Raw genomic sequence first — 20,094 nt, 5'->3', positions numbered from 1 at the left:
CCAGTGCCGAAGCGAGAAAATCCGCACCGATCCACTGTGGTCTCCGCATGACACCTCCCGATTTCGCCGCAGCACGCCCGGCCTGGAAAGCGCTTGCGGTGGACGCTAACGGGGAGCTGAATCCGCGGTCAATCCCCCACACGTGCGCGACAGCCATCAGGACGGCCGCGTACGACACAGCCCGTCCCCGGTTCAGCTCGTCCCGGGTAGTCCCCGAGCGGGCAGCGGGTGACGATGGCCGGATACAAGACCGAGGGACGGGTACGGCGGGCGACATGAAGCATGGTGAGGGGCAGGACTCCGGGAGTCCCGGCCGGCTGGACCGCAGGCTCTTCCTCGCCGCGGCAGCGGGCGGGGCGCTGGCCGGCGGCGCGGCGGTGACCGGCTGCCGCTCCTCCGCGACCGGGTCCGCCCCGCCCGGCACCGGCCGTCCCACCGGCCAGGGGGAGAGCGCCCGGCCGGGAGACGCCGACTGGCGAATCCGTTCGGTGGGACCACCCGACGCCATCGAGGGCTACACCGACAAGGTGAGCGTGCTGCCGGGTGAGGAGTTCGGACTGTACGTCTCCACCACCGCCCCGGCATTCCGGGTCTCGGCCTACCGTGTCGGCTGGTACGGCGGGGCGCAGGCGCGACGGGTCTGGCGTTCGGACCGTGTCGCCGGGTCGGTCCAGGCCCGTCCCCGGCTGATCCAGGTAGCCCGTACCGTACGGGCGGACTGGCGACGCACACTCCACGTCCGCACCGGCGGGTGGCCGGAGGGGGCGTATCTGCTGCGGCTGGACGCGGAGAACGGCCACCAGCGCTACGTTCCACTGATCGTCCGCTCGGCGAGCACGGCAGGCAGGATCGTGCTGATGCACGCCGTAGCGACGTGGCAGGCGTACAACGCGTGGGGCGGCTACAGCCTTTACCAGGGCGAGAACGGCGCGTACAGCACGCGGTCGCTCGCCGTCAGCTTCGACCGCCCTTATGACCACGACGGCGCCGAGAAGTTCTCGGTCTACGAACGGGCGGCGGTGGTCCTGGCGGAGCGGCTGGGCATCCCGCTCGCCTACACCACGGGCATGGACATCCATCGGGACCCCGGCATTCTCCACAACGCCGCCGGAGCTCTCTCCCTGGGACACGACGAGTACTGGACACCGCAGCAACGGGCCCACGTCACCCGGGCGCGCGACGCGGGCACCAACGTGGCCTTCCTCGGCGCCAACGCCTGCTACCGCAGGATCAGGCTGGAACCGGACGCCACCGGCGCCGACCGCACCGTCGTCTGTTACAAGACGGATTACCGGAAGGACCCCTACCTCGCCGAACACCCGGACATGCCGACCAACGACTTCCGCCAACCGCCCGGCGCCTCCCCCGAGTCCTCCCTGACCGGGGTCCTCTACGAGGGCTATCCCGTGGACGCCCCGTATGTCGTCGACCGGAGCGACCACTGGCTCTTCGAGGGGACGGGCGTGAAGCGGGGCGACTCCTTCGACCACCTGGTCGGAGTGGAGTACGACCGGGTCACTCCGGGCATGCCCACCCCGGCGCCGCTCGAAATCATCGCCCACTCCCCTCTCGTGTGCGCGGGCAGACCCAGTCATGCCGACTCCGCCTACTACACCGTGCCCAGCGGGGCGGGCGTCTTCGCCTCCGGGACGATGCGGTGGGTCGAGGCCCTGATGGCCGGCACCCGCGAGAACGGACGCAACCACGGCATGGACGCCCGTACGGGGGCTTTCGTCACCCGTTCCACGGAGAATCTGCTCCACGCGTTCGCGGCGGGCCCGTGCGGCCGGAGCAAGCCGAAACCCACGGACAACGCGAGCGAGGTGTACGCGTCCGCACCACGCTGACGCCATGGATGTCGCGCCCGTCGGTGAACACCGTCTGCCACAGGCACGGTCGGGCCGGACGTCCCGGCGGCGGCGAACCGCTGTTGACACCGGCCGAGGGCCGCTGCGATCTTGTGATCGCCGCACGGTTCGAGCCGGGTGGCCCTCATTTCCGGACCTTGACCTGGAGCAGACGTGGGCGACGACGTACCGGCGTACGCAACCCGGGAAGACCTTCCCGTAACGCTCCCGGGCCCTTTGGTCGGGGTCGGTTGGCTGGCGGCGCGGCTCGGCACGCCGGGGCTGGTGGTCCTCGATGCCTCCGTGGGCACACACCGCGCCTCCGGGCAGCGGATCCCGGGAGCGCGGCCCTTCGATATCGACGGGTCGCTCTCCGACCACACGGGGCCACTGCCCCATACGATGCCCGACGCCGACCGGTTCACCGACGAGCTGCGCGCCCTCGGCGTCCACGACCGCGACACCGTCGTCGTCCACGACCGCGTGGGCGTCTACTCCAGCGCGCGTGCCTGGTGGATGCTGCGCGCGATGGGCTTCGACCGGGCAGCGGTGCTCGACGGTGGCCTGCCCGCCTGGACCGAGGCCGGGCAGCCGCTGGAGGACAACGTGCCCGGGACCGCCGTGGCACCTGGCGACTTCATCGCTCGGCCGCGCCCGGGGCTGGTCGTCGGCAGCGACGAGGTGGTCGGGGCCCTGGCCGACCCCGCGGCGGCCGTCTTCGACGCCCGCTCCGCGGAGCGGTTCGCCGGCGCTGTCGCCGAGCCGCGTCCGGGGCTGCGCGCCGGCCATATGCCGGGGGCGGTCAATCTGCCCTTCGGGGAGCTCCAGCGCGACGGCCGGATGCTTCCGGCGGACGAGCTGCGCGCCGTGTTCGGCGCCCTCGCGGGGGAACGGGAGCGGCTGTTCTTCAGCTGCGGATCGGGCGTCACCGCCTGCGTTCTGACGCTGGGGGCCGAGCTGGCGGGGTACCGCGAACTGGCCGTGTACGACGGGTCCTGGAGCGAATGGGGGCTGCCCTCGGAGCTGCCCGTCGTGACCGGAGCGGAGAGCGGCGGACCGCCGCTCTGACGGTGCCGGCCGGGGTCCTGCGGGCTTCGGCACCGTACCAGCGGTGTCCGCCCCGCTGCCCTCAGCCCTCTCGTCGCGGTCAGCCGCCGCGCCAGATGTTGTCGAAGGCCGCGTCGTCGATGGCTCGCCGCTGCCGTTGGAACTCCAGGTCCCTCAACGCGTCATCGACGGCGGCGAGCACCGTCGCCACCGCGTCGTCGGCCACGGCCGGGGAGTCACCGGTCGGCTTGTCGCGGATTCCGACGGCGGCGGCAAGGGCGGCGAGAACGGGTTCATCGGACGTCCATCGGTCGGCCGCCTCGCGGCGAGCGGGTGTGTCGACCAACACCGTCCGGCTGGAGCGGGAAGGCGTCCAGCGCGTGTGCCGTTGCCGAGTGAGTTGCCCTTCCGCCTCCAGGGCATCCAGGTAGGCCGTGGCCAGACCGCGCCCCCTGCGCCACAGCCAGTCGTCGAGCGACTCGTACGGCTCTTCCCGCACGAGCGACGACACGGCCTCGTCCAGAAGGCGATCCGCCATGGCAGGCGGGTGGCCCGGCACGATCTGATCGCCGTCCAGCCTGATGGCTTCCGCGCCCAGGAGGTCGATCAGTTCACCGCCCGCCAGCACCAGCGACAGAACGCCTCGCCCCACCGGACGACTGTTCGTCATGTCCATGGCGACGATCAGGAGGTCTCTCGGTGTGGTCATGAATGGCTCCACGCGTCGTGGGCATCAGCGCAGGTGCGTCACCGAGCGCGTGGCCCGGCGCCCGGCGTGACACCGAGTGGCAGGGCCGGCTGTGCGTATCGGTGCTCGCCGCGATGGCCGCACGGATCGGCGTTACGCAGCCGATGGGAGTGAAGCACGGTCTACCGATCCCTCACCCCAGCATAGGGAGCACGGACGGTTGCTGCATCCCGCGCCGATCAGGTGGTTATGCAACTCGCGGCGGCGTCCCGGGCGCTGGACAAGGCGGGCTTCGCGATCATCGCCACCGGTCTGCAGCACTGCCTGACAGATTCGGACATGGCCGCATCCGGTGACCGGGAGCAGATGCGGGCCCGTCTGGAGAAGTTGTTCCTTTCGCTGGCCTGAGTGCGTTGCCGCATCGGATCACCCGCCTCATCAGGTGAAGGCGTCGCTGAGTATGAAGGCGGGCTCCCGGGCAGCAGGCCGATGCCGAAGAGGTGGCCTGCAGTTCGAAAGACAGCCCAGTGACCAGTGCCGGGATGGCAAGGCGAACTCTCTTCGCCGACCTGGGCGACCATGGACCGGAGCGAGTGACCTAGGGTGAACGTGTCCAGGAACAGGGCGCAGGAGCGGAAATGAAGCGAGCAGCACACGGGCGGGTGCACGCCCGGTTTCGTGGTGTGCTGGCTCTGCTCGTGACTGTGGTGGCGCTGTTGTGCGTCTTCGGGCACGCCGAACGTGGAGGCCCGGGCCTGCCGTCGTCCGTCGCGGAGCGTGTACACGCCCCTGCCTTTGCTGAACCGTCAGACGGTACAGCGGCGCCGTGCGGCAAGAAGGCGATCGCTGAACACAGCCTGCAGCGGGCCGAGAACCCCCCGCCATCTGTTCCGTGCCCTGCGCCCGCACCACTGCACACCGATCCCGCACCTTCCCTGTCACAGCGCTCCGGGGTGTTGTCGGGTAGCCCGGCTCCCCCGCCAGTGACACTTCACTCCGTTCTGCGGATTTAGACCGGCCCGTTGGTCGCGTCCCTGAATCCTCGGAAACGGAGCTCTTCAGCATGTCTTCTTCTTCCTCGCGTTCATGGCGCCGGGCGGGTGCAGCGCTGCGTGGTTGGCGGTCCCGGCAGTGGACTGTGGCAGGCGCGGGCGCCCTGGCCACAGCGATCCTGGTCGGCGCACCCACCGACGTGGTGCCCAATCCGCTGTTCGGCCGGTCGGTCCCCGTGCAGTGGTGGAACTACCCGGCCCTCGCCGTCACGGCCGTCCTGGCCGGCATCGTCCTGAGCACCTACGTGCGTCAGCCCTCGCCCTCCCCGGAGCCGAAAGCCAAAGACGGCGGCCGTCTCGGGGCGATCGGCGGGGTGCTGTCCTTCTTCGCCGTCGGCTGCCCGGTCTGCAACAAACTCGTCCTTGTGCTCCTCGGAACTTCCGGCGCCCTGAGCTACTGGGCCCCCGTGCAGCCGCTGCTGGCCTTCCTGTCAGCGGGGCTGCTGGCGGAAGCCGCGTTGCGCCGCCTGTCCTCCCAGACCGTGTGCCCGGTCACCGCTTCTGCCTGACCTGCGGCCCTGTTCTGCACCACCCCCTCCTCAACGTCTGAGGTGTCCCATGACTGGATCCATCCCCTCTTCATCCCGCCGCAATCGCAGGCGGACCATCGCGGCCGCCGCAGTACTCGCCGCCGCCGCGGTGACCGCGGCCTTCGCCCTCACACTCGACGATGCGAACAACCGCAACGAGACGGCCCGCGAACCCGCGGTTGCCACCGGGCCCGCCGTCCCCGCACCCGCCGACGAGAGCCTGCTCGCCCTCGCCCGCCGCGATACTTCCGACGCTCTGGCGGTCGGGCGTGCGGACGCCCCGGTCGTGATGATCGAGTACTCCGACTTCCAGTGCCCGTTCTGCGGCCAGTTCGCCCGCAAGACCGGGCCCGAACTGCTGCGCTCGTACGTGGACAAGGGAATTCTGCGCATCGAATGGCGCAACTTCCCCGTCTTCGGTGAGGAGTCCGAACAGGCCGCGCTGGCCGGCTGGGCGGCCGGGCAGCAGAAGAAGTTCTGGAAGTTCCACGATGTCGCCTACAGCAAGCCGCGCGAACGCAACACCGGCGAGTTCGACGCCGAGAACCTCATCGCCATCGCCCGCGAGGCCGGAATCTCCGACATCGAACAATTCCAGGCTGACATGGCATCCGATAAGGCCCGCAGTGCCGTACAGAAGGACCAGGAGGAGGGCTACAGCCTCGGCGTGACCAGCACTCCGGCGTTCCTGATCAACGGCAAGCCGATCCTGGGGGCTCAGCCTACGGCCACCTTCAAGGAAGCCGTCGAGACTGCGGCGAAGGCGGCCGGGCGATGAGCGAGGTCGGCCTGGCGATGGCATTCCTGGGGGGACTGCTGGCCCTGCTCAGCCCGTGCAGCGCACTGCTGCTGCCGGCCTTCTTCGCCTACTCCTTCACCAGCCGCACCCGGCTGGTGGCGCGTACCGGCCTGTTCTACGTCGGGCTGTGCACGACGCTTGTACCGCTCGGCGTGGCCGGCTCGTTCGCCAGCCGCCTTTTCTACGGCCACCGGGACACCCTGGTGACGGTCGGAGGGTGGACGGTCATCGCCCTGGGCGTGGCGCAGATCGTCGGCGTGGGCTTCGGGTCCCGTCGGATGGCGCAGGCCGCGGGCGGGCGCCGTTCGGGGTCGGTGCTGTCGGTGTTCGTCCTGGGCGCGGTGTACGGGCTGGCGGGATTCTGTGCCGGGCCGATCCTGGGCGGCATCCTGACCGTGGCGGCGGTGGACGGCGACCCCCTGCACGGCGGGGTGCTGCTCGCCGTCTACGCCCTGGGCATGGCGGTTCCGATGTTCGTGCTTGCGTTGTTGTGGGACCGGTTCGATCTGGGCCGCAAGCGATGGTTGCGGGGCCGGACTTTCCAGGTGGGACCGGTGGCCCTGCACAGCACCGCTCTCGTCGGCGGGCTGTTCTTCATTGCTCTCGGTGTGGCGTTCCTGGCCTTCGACGGCACGTCCGCGCTGCCGTCGGTGCTGAGCATCGATACCGAGTTCGTCCTGGAGGAACGGCTGTCCGATATCGGTGCAGCGGTGTCCGACCGGCTGATCGTGCTGTTCCTGGCCGGTGTGGCGGCGCTGGCCGCACTGCTGATGCTATTCCGGCCGGCCAGACGGCGGGATCCGCAGCCACTGCCGGAAAGGGAGCCGGCTGCGCACGAGTAGCGCGCCTTTCGGTCGCACGCCTGACACGCGTTGAGGGAGGAGCCCGGCTCTGGGATCCCTCCCTCAACGGGTGGCTCAGCGGTTGCGCAGTGCGGCCAGGGTGTTGTTCGCACCCACTACTCACCGCTGGTGACCATCGTGCAGAAGCTCGTCGAACAAGGCGCGGTAGTGGACCATCGCGCCCCGTGGTTCTTCCGTGGTGGCCTGATGACCACTGCTGCGGACATTGACGTCGTGGGCGGCGCGGTAGTGGTCCAGGGTGCGGCCGTGTTCAACCGACAGGTCGCTTACCTGTTGTGGTCGGGTAGACGCGCTCGCTCATGAGCGCGGTCACCAGCCGGTCGGCCTCGTGGACCGCCTCGTCCGGTTGGTCGACGAACCGCCCTTGCGCTCGGCTCCAGCCCTCGGCGTACGTGTCCCGCCCCATCGCCGACCTGAAAACGAAGAACGGGCAGAGCTGTTCGTACCTGTCTTCCCCGGATTCATCTTTCTCTGCCGCCTCCCCAACCGAGCCCAGCCCGCTGGTGTGCAACACCGCATTGGAGGCTGACGGAAGGATGGCCCTAACCGCTCTACCAGTAGTGCCTTCGACCAGCGACTGCGTGCCCCAGCGATCCCAAGATCCACAGGACAGCCCCGAGCACCACCAGAATGATCCCGATCGTCCACAGTATGGAGATACTGGTCACGAACCCGACGACAAGCAAAATAATCCCGAGAACGATCACGATGTGCTCCGATCTCGCGTAAATCTTCTCTTTTCACTGTGATCCCTGCGCGCTGCGAGAGCAACCGTTCAGGAAATGGCCAGTTATACCCACTCGGGGTATAGCGCGCTCACCCTCGCAGCGATTTTCGCGCAGCAGTGCGCGTCAATGACGCCGGCAGGACCTTCGGCACGTGATCGCAAGACTGCACCCAGCGTTGGGCGGAGCCGTGCCCGGCAGACCGAGATGCGGTCGACCCAGGCCGTATATCATGTAATGGCGTCTTGTGAATATGGCGCGGGCAGCATGTCGTCTCCGAAATTCCGGAGAGGGAACATGGCCGAAGGCGAAGAGGACAAGACAGAGCGTGTCCGGCGTACGTCCAGCAAGAAACCCGCCAAGAAGACAACCAGGAACACCAGCACCGGACGGGCCGGCAGCCGAACGAGCGAAACGAAGCGTGCGTCCAGCAGGGTTTCGGCCCCGCGGGCCATGCGTTACGCGGCTGAGCAGCTCCAAGAGCTTCTCGGGCGAGCTCCCGAATCCGTCTCGGCGCTGAAACCGATGGAAGACGGCTGGCAGGCGGACGTAGAAGTCCTGGAACTGGAACGTGTCCCCGGCACGACCAGCGTGATGGCCAGCTACCGGGTGAGGCTGGACGAGGAGGGCGAACTGGTGGCGTACGAACGCATCCGGCGCTACACCCGAGGGCAGATCGACCGGGGCTGAGGCCCGGCATCACACCCCCGCGGCACCGTTAGCCGGAGCCGGGCGTGAGCCGCTGAAAGGAGGCACCATGACTGTGGTGCCGCAAGGCGGAGGAGCCATTTCCAGGGGCGGTGGAGGAGGGTCCGGGAACCTTTACGACATCCTCGAACTGATTCTGGACCGCGGCCTGGTCATCGATGTCTTTGTGCGTGTATCGCTGGTGGGTATCGAAATCCTCAAGATCGATGCCCGCATCGTCGTGGCGAGCGTGGACACCTATCTCCGCTTCGCGGAGGCCTGTAACCGCCTCGACCTGGAGGAGGGCCGCAAGGCGCCTTCCCAACTGACCGACCTGGTCGGCGAGGTGACCGAGGGCGGAGCGCATGGGAAGGCCAAGGGAGCCCTGAGCGGGGCCGCCGAAGTGCTGACCGATGCCCTCAAGGGAGGCGACGACGACGAGGAGACCGAGCAGTCCGGAAAGAGGCGCAAGGAGCCCGAGGAGAGGCGGGAGCGGCCGAGGCGTCGGCCTGCCGCCCGGCGCCGCGAGGAGTGAGTCATGGCCGTATACGTCTACTCCATCGTCCTGACCACCCATCCGCAGCGCTTGGACGGCCTCGACGGAGTGGGGGACCCGCCGACGACCCTCCGCACGGTGCACACCGAAAGGCTGTCCGCGGTCGTCAGCGACGCCCCCGAGGAGCTACGGCCCAAACGGCGGGATCTTGGCGCACACCAGGCTGTCCAGGAGCGGCTGATGGCCGACGGCACGGTTCTGCCGCTGCAGTTCGGCTTCACCACCACGGACGACGATGCCGTACGAGCGGTTCTGGAGGACCGGGCGGATGAGTTCGGCGAACGGTTGCGGGCGTTGGAGGGCTGCGTCGAATACCACCTGAAGGCCGCCCAGGACGAGAACGCGCTGCTGCGCCAGATCCTTCAGGAGTCCGACGAGGCCCGCGAGCTCAACGAGGCGATCAGAAATGGCAGCGGCAACCCGGAACTGCCGCTCGCCCTCGGGGAACTGGTCTCCCAGGAAGTGCAGGCACGGCAGGATCAACTCGCCGCCGGAGTCCTCGGTGCACTGCGCGGATTCGCGCGGGAGGAACGCTCGTCGCAGGCGACCGGGAACGACTTCCTGAATGTGTCCTTCCTTGTGGACCGGGACAACGAGAAGAGCTTCCTCAGCGAGGAGCAAGGTCTCGCCAAGGAACTGGGCGAGGACTTCGACCTGCGGCTGCTCGGTCCACTGCCCGCCTACAGCTTCATCTAGGGAGCGCTCATGGGACTGCTGACTCAACTCGCGACCCTTCCGCTGGCGCCGGTGCGCGGCGTGGCCTGGGTCATGGAGCGCGTCGTCGAGGCCGCGGAGAACGAGTACTACGACCCAGCACCCGTCGAACGGGAACTCGCCGAACTCGAACGACAACTCCTGGCGGGAGACATCGACGAGGAAACATTCGACCGGCGCGAGGACGCACTGCTGGACCGGCTGGACGAGATCAGGGCTCATGTCCAGGGCACCGGTGCCTGAACGCGGCAGCCACGGAACGGGAGCATTGCCACGCGCTCCCGTTGAAGAGCCGGGATACCAGGGAATCGAGGTGCAGCGGTCGTGACTGAACCCGTCGCCAGGAGGCTGGGCGACCTCCCGTCCAGGTCCGCTCCGTACGGCCAGGGCTCCTCGGCCAATCTCGCCGACATCTTGGAGCGGGTCCTGGACAAAGGCATCGTCATCGCGGGCGATATCCAGATCAACCTCCTGGACATCGAACTGCTCACCATCAAGCTGCGCCTTCTGGTCGCCTCGGTGGACAAGGCGAAGGAAATGGGCATCGACTGGTGGGAGCACGACCCCGCGCTTTCCTCCCGCGCCAACGACGGCTACCGGTCACTCGCCGAGGAGAACAAGCGGCTTCAAGCCGAGATCGCGGCGCTGCGCGAGGACCGTGAGCTGCCACCGACCGAGGACGAGGAGAGCCGTCCTTCGGCTCGCCGCCGCACCTCACACACCGAACGGGCAGGTTCCAGCCCCCGCAGCGAGAAGCGGGACAAGCCATGACCGAGGCCATCATCTATGCGTACGCCGTCGCACGGGACGCGGACGGGTCACTGGAGGAAACTCTCGCCGGACTCCCTGGAGTAGCGGATGCGCCGGTGCACCTGGTGCGTGCGGGACAAGGCGACGATGTGGTGATCGCCGTGAGCCCGGTACCCGAGCGGGACTTCCAGGAAGCCGCGCTGCGAGCCCATCTCGAGGACTTGGACTGGCTGGAGTCGGTCGCCCGCGCCCATCACCGTGTGATTGAGGCGCTGGCCGTCCGCACCACCGTCCTGCCGCTTCGTCTGGCGACGGTATACCTGGACGACGAGCGGGTACGGCTCATGCTCAGCGCCCGCCACGAGGCGTTCGACCGTCGACTGACCGACCTGGCAGCGCAGGTGGAGTGGGGCGTCAAGATCTATGCCGAGGCGGCCGAGGCGACCGAGAATCCGGCCGCCGGACCCACGGATACGGGCCTGAGCCCGGGGCGGGCCTACCTCAGCCGGCGCAGAGCACAGCGACACGCCCGCGATGACGCCTACCGGAACGCCGAACGGGCAGCTGAGCGGGTCGAGGCCGCCGCCCGCGCTCTTGCGGTCGATCGCGTCCAGCACCGGCCGCAGCAAGGCGAACTCGCCCGCAGGCCCGGAGAGAACGTCGTCAACGACGCCTACCTTGTACCGCTGCACCATGCCGAAGGATTCCGCGCCGACGTGATGAGGGCCGCAGAAGGGCTTCCCGGGGTACGCGTCGAAGTCACCGGGCCGTGGGCCCCGTACTCCTTCGCCACCCCCGCCGAGGCCGAACCACTGAAGAGGGCCGCGCCATGAGGGCGGCGGGCAGCCTGCCGGCGGCCACGCCGGAGGAGCCCCTGCCGGACCGGCAGATCGCACTGATCGACCTGCTGGACCGGTTGCTCAGCGGAGGCGTGGTCCTCACCGGTGACATCGTGCTTTCCATAGCCGACATCGACCTCGTGCGCATATCGTTGCGCGCGCTGATCGTCTCCATCAGCGAGCAGAATCCCTCCCCGTGGAATGCCGTCTCAGCATCCGTAGGAGACGACCATGACAGGTGAGGACCGTCCACCAGGCAACCGCCTCGACGAGGTCGCCGACGCCGCCGCCCGTGCCTTCCGCATGCTGCCCGCGGTGCCACAGGACGTCCCGCCCCGGGGCGGGACGGAGGCGCGAAGGCCGGCCCACCGAGTCACCACGGACCCGGACACGGTGGAACGGGACCTGATCAAGCTCGTCCTCACCATCGTCGAGCTGCTGCGACAGCTCATGGAACGCCAAGCCCTTCAGCGGGTCGACGCAGGAGATCTCACCGAGGAACAGGAGGAGCGCCTGGGAGCCACTCTGATGATTCTGCACAGTCGTATGATTGAGCTCTGCGCCCGGTACGACCTTTCCATGGAAGATCTCAATTTGGATCTCGGACCGCTCGGAACTCTGCTGCCACCACCCGAATGATCCCAGGGAGCACGACATGGGCATCGGAAAGAAGACCAAGAACATCGGAAAAATAACAGAGGGGAAAACCAAGGAAACGGCCGGGAAGGCCGTGGGCAATGAAAGCCTGGAGGGAAAGGGAAGGGCCCAGAAGACGAAGGGAAAGGTGAAGCAGGTATTTGAGAAGGGCAAGGACGTCTTCAAGCACTGAAGGATGGACATGCCGAGGCATTGACAGCCACGACGGCGACCCGCCGCACTCGGGGCGACGGCGGGCCCGCGTCCGGTCCACTCGGTGCCGGTAGCGGCTCGCCCGCGCTCGGTAACACATCACCGCGTCGGCATCAGCTACAGCGCGTCGATGAAGAAGCGGCATCAAGGAACTTGACAGGGCCTCAACTCACCCGTCTTCTTCATCGTCCTGCTCTTCATCGCTCTCCTCCCAGTCGTCCTCGTCCTCGTTCTCCTCGTCGATGTCGCCCTCTGCCTCGTCCTCCTCGTCGATGTCGCCCTCTGCCTCGTCCTCCTCGTCGTAGTCCTCGGCATCCTCCCGGTCGTAGTCCGCGGCTTCTTCTTCAAGAGCCTCTTCGTGGGTCTGTACGACCTCACCGTCGCGAATTTCACCTCGCCAGCCCTCGGGCTCTTCGTCGGTGAACGTGACATGACGCTGGAAGTGTTTGAGGTCCAGCCGGAGTCGCCGCCCCTGAGCACGCCACAGATTTCCGGTCTTCTCAAAGAATCCCGAAGCGTAGTATTCGACGACCAGAACAATGCGAGTCAGTCCGGGCGCCAGTTCATGAAAGCTGACTGCACCACGCGTCGACCCCTTGGCCCCCTCAGACGTCCAGACAATGCGCTCGTCCGGTACCTGCTCCTGAACGGTCGCTTTCCAACCCCGGGTCGAAGGACCGACCTTGGCCTTCCAGTTGCTGGACGTCTCATCGGTCCGAGAAACATCCCGTACGCCCTTGGTGAAGCTGCTGAACTTTACTTCTCGTACTGCGTCCAGTGGTCGTAGGCCGTACGCAATGGCACACCGACATCGATGACCTCGATGATGTTGGTGACTTTCTTGTCTCCTGCCTTGCGCCCCTTTCCCCCGCCGAAAATATCCTTGGCTTTCCCCACGAGCTTGTCCTTGACGTTCTCCGCTGTCCCGGAGAGCACGGCCTTGAGGGGGGAGTCGCCTCCGAGGAGGTTGGCTCCGACCTTGGAGAGTGATCCGCCGTTCTCAGCGACGCCGGTGAGCTGGTCCGTCGCGTCGATCAGCTTGTCGCCAGCCTTTTCGGCCAGATCCCCCACCCGAGCCCTCAGATAGTCCCCGAGTTCTTCACGCAGTCGATCGATTCCCGAGTTCGCATTGTCCTGTTCCGTTCTTGACATGACCTGTTACCTCCGGCGCTCGACGCGCGATGATGCCTTCTTCGTACTTTTCTTGACAGCCTTCTTGTCAGCAGGAGCAGTCTTCTTCTTCCCTGCGGCAGCCTTCTTTGCAGGCGTCTTCTTCACAGGCGTCTTCTTTGCTGCAGCCTCATTCGTTGCGGTTCTCTTTGCTGCCGCCTTCTTCGCGATGGCTTTCTTGACAGGTTCCGACTTCTTGGCTGCTGGTTTCTTGGCGGGCTCTGATTTCTTCGCACCGGCCCTACTGGAAGCCGCCTCCTTCTTGGTGGCCTTCTTGGCTGCCGGTTTTTGCCCGTCTCTCTTCGCGGGGGCTCCCCGCTTTTCCGCTTCACGTCGCCCGGCGGTCGACTTGGCCGACTCACGCCTCCTTGGCGCAGGCTCCTCAGCAGCTCGGGAAGTGCGATGGCGGGGCCGCTCTTCGGGCTCTTCCCTCTCCGGCTCCCCTTCCTCGCCTTCTTCGTCCTCGGTTTCCTCCTCACCTTCCTCGTACCCCTCTTCGGGCTCCTCCTCGTACTCCTCTTCCGGCCTCTCTCCCCCGTCTCGTGCGTACTCGTCCTCGCGCTCCTCCTCTTCCCTTTCTTCCTCCTCTTCCTCCTCTCCCTCCTCTTCCTCCTCTTCCGGTTCCTCCCCACCGCTCTCGAGCTGGAGTGTTCGTTCATGGAGCGAATCGGCGAGCGTCGCCAGTCGACGGTTGAAAGCGGCGGTGACGGCATCCCGGCCGGCATCCATGACCTCTCCGCGCAGTTGCTCACCCAGTTCCGCAACCTGGGGGATCTCCCCGAGCTTGCGCATCCCTTGGGTCACGAGCTGTCGCGGTTCGAGTCCGAACTGGCGTCCAGCGATATACGACGCCGCCGTGAGAGCGAACCGGCCTTTCTTCGTGCGGCCCAGCACATAGCCGCCGGCCAACGCGGCGGCAAGCAAAATCCTGTTTCCGCTATTCATGGGCAAGTCACCTTTTCATGGGTATACAGCCGATCGGTACCTGCTGAGGAGGCCGCCACTCACCGGCATAGCTCTGCCATCTCCAGAGTGATCGGTGTCCAGGTCTACGCATCCCGAGCGGGGCACCAGGCCCCTTGGGACACGGTGCAAAAGATCCTGACCGGCTGCGTGACCGACTGCCCGGGCGGCGCCCGGCACGTGCCGTTGAGTCACGGAGGTTTGGTGTCCGCGCAGCCCGCCATATGGGTCACGGTGAAGTTCCCCCTCTGAACTGGACAGCCTGATACTGGGACGGATCGGTCCCGGAGGAAGCAGTCCAGGTTGAGTGGCAAGAGCAACATGAGCAAGCGGTACACGTCGGAGTTCAAGCGGGACGCGGTGGCACTGGTCCGGTCGTCAGGGCGGAATGTCACCGAGGTCGCCCGGGAACTCGGTGTGAGTCCGGAGGGGCTTCGCGGCTGGGTGAAGCAGGCGAAGGCCGACCGCGGCGAGGGGGCGCCCGGCGCGCTGACCACGGCGGAGAAGGAAGAGCTCCAGCGGCTGCGCAGGGAGAACCGGGAACAGCAGCAGACGATCGAGATCTTGAAAAAAGCAGCGGCCTTCTTCGCGAAGGAGACGATGAAGTAGGCACTCTGTGCCGTTTCATCGACGCGGAGAAGGCCGCCGAGGCCAACCCCGACGGCTACAGCGTGGCTTTGCTGTGCCGCGTCACGGGGATCAACCGCTCCACCTACTACTCCTGGCTGGCGGCCCGGCCGGCAGCGGCCGAACGGCAGTGTGCCGAGGATGAGTTGACCGAGGAGATCCGCGAGATCCACGCCTCCTCACGGGGTGCCTACGGTGCCCCGCGCGTGCACGCCGCGCTGCGGCGCAAGGGCCATGCGATCAACCGGAAGAAGGTCGAGCGGATCATGCGCGAGCGCGACATCCGCGGCGTCACCCGCCGCAGACGCCGCCACCTGACGCAGCAGGACACCAAGGCCGCACCGGCTCCGGACCTGGTTGGCCGCGACTTCACCGCTACCCGGTCCGGCACGAAGCTCGTCGGCGACATCACCTATCTGCCGACGATCGAGGGCTGGTGGTATCTCGCGACCGTCATGGACCTGGCGACGCGCGAGGTGATCGGGTACGCGATGGCCGAACACCACCGTGCCGAGCTGGTCACCGACGCGCTGCGGATGGCCGCCGGCCGCGGCGACCTTCAGGGCGGCTGCATCATGCACACCGACCGCGGAAGCGAATACACGAGTGGCGAATTCCGCCGCGAGCTGCGGGAGTTGAACCTGAGACAGAGCATGGGACGAACCGGCATATGCTACGATAACGCCGCAGCCGAGAGCTTCTTCGGTCTACTGAAAGCGGAGATCGGCACCGCCGTCTGGGAGAGCCGTGAGGCGGCCCGCGCCGACGTCTTCCGCTTCATCGAGGTCGAGTACAACCGCACCAGGCTCCGCAAGCACCCCGAGTTCGGGTACCTCACCCCACTCGAAACCCGAGCCAGGCTGCAGCACGAATTTACCCCCGCAGCGTAAACAACCGCTGTCCAAGATCAAGGGGGAACTTCACGGCCGTAACGGAGCCCTCCGGATCCGAAGCCCTGGAGGAGTGCTCCCCTTCGCCGCTCGATACGGAATCGTCGTTGCGAGCGATCCCGATTTCTTGGATCTTTTCGCTGATAATGGCGTATACGTAGCGTTCGGCCGGGACCTCGACCATACCCCTGGCGTCCTCCGGTCGGGGCCGGAGGACGCCAGGGGCCTGTGCGGATATCTGTCGCGAACGTCGGCACTCCTGTCGTGCGGTGCCCCCGGAGCAACCGGAGGGGGCGGCGGTGAGAGGAAGCACCATGAAGCTGCCGCAAGCCCGAGGCGAGGTGTCCTCCGCCCTGCTTCTACCGCTCCTGACGGGCCGGGCCACAGCAGGAATGGCCGCTGTGGAGTACGACGAATTCGGTGCGGGACGGGCGGAACAGGTCCACGTGCAGTTGTTCGCCGATCTGATGGCGGACCTATACCTCGACACCTCGTACGGGCGCTACCTCGACGCCGGATCTCAGCACATACTCGCGACGGTCAACCTCATGTCGCTGGGACAGGCCCGAAAAGAACGAACCGCGGGGACCTTGGTACAGAGAGTGTCGGTCACTGCCCGGCCGTCGTCGCCCGCCTCCCAGGTGCCAGCCGAACCGCGATGCGGCAGGCGGGCGTTCACGGACGGTGCGTACGGCGGGTTCGCCGGCACCAGACCGCACCTCATACCCGTCACAGGCTCCGCCAGGTCGCCTCGACTGACAGTGAGGATGTGACGTGGTGACGCTGCGGGTGGGTCTGACTCGCCGACTGACTGACGTCTCGACTGTCCTGTTTGGGATTTGTCGGCCCGCCGGGCGTCACCACGCACGCGGCCGGACGGGCGTTTGTGACCTTATAGGAGCTTGGTCCAGAAGCCCCGTCACTGTCTTGTCCACCCGCCCGACCGGCGCGTGCCGCCCTCGGAACGGATACACAAGGACGGACATGACCAGCATGACGCACGACGGCCCGCAGATCACCGGCGGAGTCGACACCCACGGCCTGACGCACCACGCGGCCGTGATCGACCCGGTCGGCCGGCACCTGGCCGACCAGGAGTTCCCCGCCACGATCCGCGGCTACCGGGACCTGCTGGACTGGATGCGCTCGCACGGCACGCTCGTCGCGGTGGGTGTGGAGGGCACCGGCGCCTACGGAGCGGAGCTCGCCCGGGTGCTGACCGCCGCCGGGGTCAGCGTCGTCGACGTGGACCGGCCGGACCGCAAGACGCGCAGGATGAAGGGCAAGTCCGACCCGATCGACGCCTACGCCGCCGCCACGGCCGTGCTGTCTGGCCGTGCCACCGGCACGCCGAAGAGCCGGGACGGTGTGGTCGAGGCCGTGCGGGTTCTGCGGATCGCCCGCCGCAGCGCGGTCAAGGCCCGCACCCAGGCGATGAACCAGATCCGTGGTCTGCTTGTTTCGGCCCCGGCGATGCTGCGCGAACAGGTCGCGGGACTGGACAGGGCCGTGCTGATACGCACGCTCGCCCGGCTGCGGCCCGGGGACGACCTGTCCCGCCCGCTTGCGGCGACCCGGGCATCGCTGCGTCGGCTCGCCCGCCGTCACCAGGCCCTGGATGCTGAGATCGCCGAGCTGGACACCGAGATCGGCCCGCTGCCCGGGAACGGGCGGTGCGCGGCCCACTCGGCTACCCGTATCCATCGTGCGCCGATCGTCCTGATGAGGCTGCAATCAGTGGGGCACGCTCCCATGCAACTGATGGAAGAAGGGCTACAGGGCGTCCGGATGCTCCTATGTTTGTCAAGCCGCTGGAGCCAGGTCGGTTTGAGTGGTTCGTTCGGTTGGTGTGTGGGTCAGGGCGCGGTAGACCTCGCGGGCGACGAATCGCTTGAGGCAGCGCATGATGTCCTTTTTGTTCAGCCCTTGCTTGGTGCGGCGTTCGACGTAGGCGCGGGTGCGTTCGTCGAAGCGCATGCGGGTGAGGACGATGGTGTGCAGGGCGTTGTTCGCGGCCCGGTCGCCGCCACGGTTGAGTCGATGGCGGTGGGTGCGGCCGGAGGAGGCCGGGATCGGGGCGACCCCGGCCAGGTGCGCGAACGCGCCCTCGGACCGCATCCGTTCGGGGTTGTCCCCGGCCGAGGCCAGCAGCTGGCCGGCAGTCTCGGGGCCGACACCGAACAGCTCCAGCAACGCCGGGGCGGCCTGCTTGACCAGCGGGCCGATCTCGGTGTCCAGCTCGGCGATCTCAGCATCCAGGGCCTGGTGACGGCGGGCGAGCCGACGCAGCGATGCCCGGGTCGCCGCAAGCGGGCGGGACAGGTCGTCCCCGGGCCGCAGCCGGGCGAGCGTGCGTATCAGCACGGCCCTGTCCAGTCCCGCGACCTGTTCGCGCAGCATCGCCGGGGCCGAAACAAGCAGACCACGGATCTGGTTCATCGCCTGGGTGCGGGCCTTGACCGCGCTGCGGCGGGCGATCCGCAGAACCCGCACGGCCTCGACCACACCGTCCCGGCTCTTCGGCGTGCCGGTGGCACGGCCAGACAGCACGGCCGTGGCGGCGGCGTAGGCGTCGATCGGGTCGGACTTGCCCTTCATCCTGCGCGTCTTGCGGTCCGGCCGGTCCACGTCGACGACGCTGACCCCGGCGGCGGTCAGCACCCGGGCGAGCTCCGCTCCGTAGGCGCCGGTGCCCTCCACACCCACCGCGACGAGCGTGCCGTGCGAGCGCATCCAGTCCAGCAGGTCCCGGTAGCCGCGGATCGTGGCGGGGAACTCCTGGTCGGCCAGGTGCCGGCCGACCGGGTCGATCACGGCCGCGTGGTGCGTCAGGCCGTGGGTGTCGACTCCGCCGGTGATCTGCGGGCCGTCGTGCGTCATGCTGGTCATGTCCGTCCTTGTGTATCCGTTCCGAGGGCGGCACGCGCCGGTCGGGCGGGTGGACAAGACAGTGACGGGGCTTCTGGACCAAGCTCCTATAAGGTCACAAACGCCCGTCCGGCCGCGTGCGTGGTGACGCCCGGCGGGCCGACAAATCCCAAACAGGACAGTCGAGACGTCAGTCAGTCGGCGAGTCAGACCCACCCGCAGCGTCACCACGTCACATCCTCACTGTCAGTCGGGCGGCTCGGGGACGGGGCGGGATCCGGGGTCCGGCGCCGAGGGCTGTTCCGGGCCCGGGTGGGGTTCAGGTTTGCCGGGGCCCGGTTCGGGTGGTGGCTGCGGGTCATGCGGAACCGGATCCGGCCGACTGGGTACGGGACCAGGACCTTCAGGGGACGGTTTTGTAGTCATCGCTCTCGTCCTTGCGTTGTGCGTCAGTCGCTGAACTCCTCGGTGGACGCCGGGCAGAAGGCGGAAAGGTCTTCAGGTCGCGAGCCGGCGGCTTGTGATCAAGGGTAGTCGGAGCGGCACGGTACAGACAATTGGCCTTTCGCGGTGAATGCGAGCCCGCATAAGATTACTTGCAGTCACGGCCGCATTGCTCGCCGGATGCATTCTCCATGACGACTCTGCCGGGCCCGTTCCTCCCGCCAACATAGCCACGAAACTCCCCGAGGGCACCAATCAGGCCAAGTCCTCCAAGCAGGCACGAGAGTTCCGGTCGCGGGTAAATAAGAACGGCACCGAAAACCAGCAGAAGGCTGCCGCACGAATCCAGAAGATCATCGGTGATTGGGACACCACATCCGGAAATTCCTCCATCTCCACCGACATGAACGGCGGCCCAACCCCAGTCGAGGACCCCATGTCCACGGCAGAAACCATTGTGGAGACCTTCTCCGCCATTTACTCGCAGCAGATTCGCGTCGTCGTCTACGACGTCTTCGACGCCCCGCCAGGCCGACCCTGCGTACCAACTCGGCCGCTGACAGCAGGACTTCGTCGCGATGCCCCAGCTTCGGTAAGTGGCCGCAGAGTTCCGCAGCCGATCCAGTTGGACGGGTGCGTGCGCCACCCTCACTCAGGGGGCCGCTCTTGACCGGGTCCGCATCGAACTTCTCCCGCCGCAGAACCCCCGAGCATCCCGTCGACCTCCGCGGTCATGGTTTCCTGGAATCTCAACACGGCGGCCCAGCCGTGCTCGTTGGCGAACCGATCAGGCGATCCGGGCGCCTTGGCCGCCGGCAGGCCGCCGTTGCGCCCTGACGCCTCGAACCCGCGAGCTCCCGTTCCAGGACCACGATGTCCCACTCGGGTCGCGCCTTCTTGAGGGGGGAGGCGGTCCATAGTCCGGTGTGGTCTGCTCCGATGATGCACACACCCGCCTCGGCGGGCCCGGGCAGAGGAGGGCGACGGGCCCCCCTCAACGGCGCGAGCCGCGGCCCTGCCGCACACAGCAGCTCGACGGAGGGCCGCGTCCCGCCGAGCTGCTCAGCGCGGTCGAGGGCGGGCCGGGCCTACGGTCACCAGCGGGCGGACTTCCTCGGCCAGGACGCGTCCGTGGCCCACATCGGTCACACGGGCCTGCTGAGGGAGTCCCCAGGCCAGGTCCCGT

Annotated in this window: 23 protein-coding genes and 4 pseudogenes; 19 read left to right on the top strand and 8 right to left on the bottom strand. The window is 67.5% G+C overall.

Annotated features, from left to right (window positions below; all coding sequences use genetic code 11):
• Positions 1 to 275 precede the first annotated feature (275 nt).
• The gene (locus OG936_RS34140; RefSeq protein ID WP_406499719.1) at positions 276 to 1,847 is read left to right on the top strand and encodes a N,N-dimethylformamidase beta subunit family domain-containing protein; all 1,572 of its coding nucleotides are present in this window, start codon (positions 276 to 278) and stop codon (positions 1,845 to 1,847) included.
• A gap of 174 nt (positions 1,848 to 2,021) precedes the next feature.
• Positions 2,022 to 2,915 carry a sulfurtransferase gene (locus tag OG936_RS34135; RefSeq protein ID WP_406499718.1) on the top strand — a complete coding sequence of 298 codons (894 nt, stop codon included), beginning with the start codon at positions 2,022 to 2,024 and terminating at the stop codon, positions 2,913 to 2,915.
• Between the two features lie 79 nt (positions 2,916 to 2,994).
• Here the strand turns inward: OG936_RS34135 and OG936_RS34130 are convergent, their stop codons facing one another.
• Positions 2,995 to 3,603, bottom strand: a complete 609-nt coding sequence (locus OG936_RS34130; protein ID WP_406499717.1) for a GPP34 family phosphoprotein — start codon at positions 3,601 to 3,603, stop codon at positions 2,995 to 2,997.
• Between the two features lie 216 nt (positions 3,604 to 3,819).
• Between OG936_RS34130 and OG936_RS34125 the strand changes: the two are divergent.
• The 4 genes and pseudogenes from OG936_RS34125 to OG936_RS34110 form a co-directional block, all read left to right on the top strand.
• Positions 3,820 to 3,990, top strand: a pseudogene (locus OG936_RS34125) (metal-sensing transcriptional repressor); the annotation flags it as partial.
• 655 nt (positions 3,991 to 4,645) lie between these two features.
• Complete coding sequence (locus OG936_RS34120; protein ID WP_406499716.1) at positions 4,646 to 5,143, top strand: hypothetical protein; 498 nt, start codon at positions 4,646 to 4,648, stop codon at positions 5,141 to 5,143.
• A 49-nt stretch (positions 5,144 to 5,192) separates the two neighbouring features.
• Positions 5,193 to 5,942 (top strand): DsbA family protein, encoded by a 750-nt coding sequence (locus OG936_RS34115; RefSeq protein ID WP_406499715.1) that lies wholly within the window; start codon positions 5,193 to 5,195, stop codon positions 5,940 to 5,942.
• Positions 5,939 to 6,805 (top strand): cytochrome c biogenesis CcdA family protein, encoded by an 867-nt coding sequence (locus OG936_RS34110; protein ID WP_406499714.1) that lies wholly within the window; start codon positions 5,939 to 5,941, stop codon positions 6,803 to 6,805. Before OG936_RS34115 ends, OG936_RS34110 begins: the two co-directional genes overlap by 4 nt.
• A 120-nt stretch (positions 6,806 to 6,925) precedes the next feature.
• Here the strand turns inward: OG936_RS34110 and OG936_RS34105 are convergent.
• Positions 6,926 to 7,226 (bottom strand): annotated as a pseudogene (locus OG936_RS34105) (hypothetical protein); the annotation flags it as partial.
• 151 nt (positions 7,227 to 7,377) lie between these two features.
• Entirely contained in the window at positions 7,378 to 7,533 is a 156-nt protein-coding gene (locus tag OG936_RS34100; protein ID WP_383754906.1) for a DUF6131 family protein, read from the bottom strand.
• Positions 7,534 to 7,848: 315 nt separating this feature from the next.
• Here OG936_RS34100 and OG936_RS34095 point away from each other — a divergent pair, with 315 nt between their 5' ends.
• The 9 genes from OG936_RS34095 (at position 7,849) to OG936_RS34055 (ending at position 11,926) form a co-directional block, all read left to right on the top strand.
• Entirely contained in the window at positions 7,849 to 8,241 is a 393-nt protein-coding gene (locus OG936_RS34095) for a gas vesicle protein (RefSeq protein ID WP_406499713.1), read from the top strand.
• A 67-nt stretch (positions 8,242 to 8,308) separates the two neighbouring features.
• Positions 8,309 to 8,773: a gas vesicle structural protein GvpA gene (locus OG936_RS34090; protein WP_406499712.1), complete on the top strand. Its 465-nt coding sequence runs from the start codon at positions 8,309 to 8,311 to the stop codon at positions 8,771 to 8,773.
• 3 nt (positions 8,774 to 8,776) lie between these two features.
• On the top strand, positions 8,777 to 9,490 hold the full coding sequence (locus tag OG936_RS34085) for a GvpL/GvpF family gas vesicle protein (RefSeq protein ID WP_406499711.1): 714 nt from the start codon (positions 8,777 to 8,779) through the stop codon (positions 9,488 to 9,490).
• Positions 9,491 to 9,499: 9 nt separating this feature from the next.
• Entirely contained in the window at positions 9,500 to 9,751 is a 252-nt protein-coding gene (locus tag OG936_RS34080; RefSeq protein WP_266750952.1) for a gas vesicle protein GvpG, read from the top strand.
• Between the two features lie 81 nt (positions 9,752 to 9,832).
• Positions 9,833 to 10,279 (top strand): gas vesicle protein, encoded by a 447-nt coding sequence (locus tag OG936_RS34075; RefSeq protein WP_406499710.1) that lies wholly within the window; start codon positions 9,833 to 9,835, stop codon positions 10,277 to 10,279.
• Positions 10,276 to 11,091 carry a GvpL/GvpF family gas vesicle protein gene (locus tag OG936_RS34070; RefSeq protein ID WP_406499709.1) on the top strand — a complete coding sequence of 272 codons (816 nt, stop codon included), beginning with the start codon at positions 10,276 to 10,278 and terminating at the stop codon, positions 11,089 to 11,091. The genes OG936_RS34075 and OG936_RS34070 overlap by 4 nt, the downstream gene beginning before the upstream one ends.
• Positions 11,088 to 11,339, top strand: coding sequence for a gas vesicle protein (locus OG936_RS34065; RefSeq protein WP_406499708.1), 252 nt, complete (start codon positions 11,088 to 11,090; stop codon positions 11,337 to 11,339). Before OG936_RS34070 ends, OG936_RS34065 begins: the two co-directional genes overlap by 4 nt.
• Positions 11,329 to 11,736: a gas vesicle protein K gene (locus OG936_RS34060; protein ID WP_383754891.1), complete on the top strand. Its 408-nt coding sequence runs from the start codon at positions 11,329 to 11,331 to the stop codon at positions 11,734 to 11,736. Before OG936_RS34065 ends, OG936_RS34060 begins: the two co-directional genes overlap by 11 nt.
• A gap of 16 nt (positions 11,737 to 11,752) precedes the next feature.
• On the top strand, positions 11,753 to 11,926 hold the full coding sequence (locus OG936_RS34055; protein WP_383754889.1) for a CsbD family protein: 174 nt from the start codon (positions 11,753 to 11,755) through the stop codon (positions 11,924 to 11,926).
• Between the two features lie 189 nt (positions 11,927 to 12,115).
• Here the strand turns inward: OG936_RS34055 and OG936_RS34050 are convergent.
• Together OG936_RS34050 and OG936_RS34045 are read right to left on the bottom strand one after the other, a co-directional pair.
• Positions 12,116 to 13,098, bottom strand: a pseudogene (locus tag OG936_RS34050) (SRPBCC family protein).
• A gap of 6 nt (positions 13,099 to 13,104) precedes the next feature.
• Positions 13,105 to 14,061: a histone protein gene (locus tag OG936_RS34045; protein WP_406499707.1), complete on the bottom strand. Its 957-nt coding sequence runs from the start codon at positions 14,059 to 14,061 to the stop codon at positions 13,105 to 13,107.
• Between the two features lie 321 nt (positions 14,062 to 14,382).
• On the opposite strand from OG936_RS34045, the gene OG936_RS34040 reads away from it, so the two are divergent.
• The 4 genes and pseudogenes from OG936_RS34040 to OG936_RS34025 form a co-directional block, all read left to right on the top strand.
• A complete protein-coding gene (locus OG936_RS34040; RefSeq protein ID WP_266751048.1) occupies positions 14,383 to 14,688 on the top strand; it encodes a transposase in 306 nt (101 codons plus the stop codon).
• A gap of 5 nt (positions 14,689 to 14,693) precedes the next feature.
• Positions 14,694 to 15,596, top strand: coding sequence for an IS3 family transposase (locus OG936_RS34035; protein WP_331746374.1), 903 nt, complete (start codon positions 14,694 to 14,696; stop codon positions 15,594 to 15,596).
• A 314-nt stretch (positions 15,597 to 15,910) separates the two neighbouring features.
• Entirely contained in the window at positions 15,911 to 16,369 is a 459-nt protein-coding gene (locus OG936_RS34030; protein ID WP_406499706.1) for an iron-containing redox enzyme family protein, read from the top strand.
• Positions 16,370 to 16,580: 211 nt separating this feature from the next.
• A pseudogene (locus OG936_RS34025) lies at positions 16,581 to 16,997 on the top strand (transposase); the annotation flags it as partial.
• On the opposite strand, the gene OG936_RS34020 reads toward OG936_RS34025, so the two are convergent.
• The 3 genes from OG936_RS34020 to OG936_RS34010 all read right to left on the bottom strand — a co-directional run bounded on the left by OG936_RS34020 (position 16,901) and on the right by OG936_RS34010 (position 19,385).
• The gene (locus tag OG936_RS34020; protein WP_406499705.1) at positions 16,901 to 17,119 is read right to left on the bottom strand and encodes a hypothetical protein; all 219 of its coding nucleotides are present in this window, start codon (positions 17,117 to 17,119) and stop codon (positions 16,901 to 16,903) included. The pseudogene OG936_RS34025 and the gene OG936_RS34020 sit on opposite strands and share 97 nt — an antisense overlap.
• Positions 17,120 to 17,399: 280 nt before the next feature.
• A complete protein-coding gene (locus tag OG936_RS34015) occupies positions 17,400 to 18,485 on the bottom strand; it encodes an IS110 family transposase (protein ID WP_406497147.1) in 1,086 nt (361 codons plus the stop codon).
• 678 nt (positions 18,486 to 19,163) lie between these two features.
• Positions 19,164 to 19,385 (bottom strand): hypothetical protein, encoded by a 222-nt coding sequence (locus tag OG936_RS34010; RefSeq protein ID WP_406499704.1) that lies wholly within the window; start codon positions 19,383 to 19,385, stop codon positions 19,164 to 19,166.
• Between the last annotated feature and the right edge of the window lie 709 nt (positions 19,386 to 20,094).

Origin of the sequence: Streptomyces sp. NBC_00846, assembly GCF_045207325.1 — a bacterium.
Lineage (GTDB): Bacteria > Actinomycetota > Actinomycetes > Streptomycetales > Streptomycetaceae > Streptomyces.
Note: the sequence above shows the minus strand (reverse complement) of the source record. Positions and strands in the feature narration are given on the sequence as shown.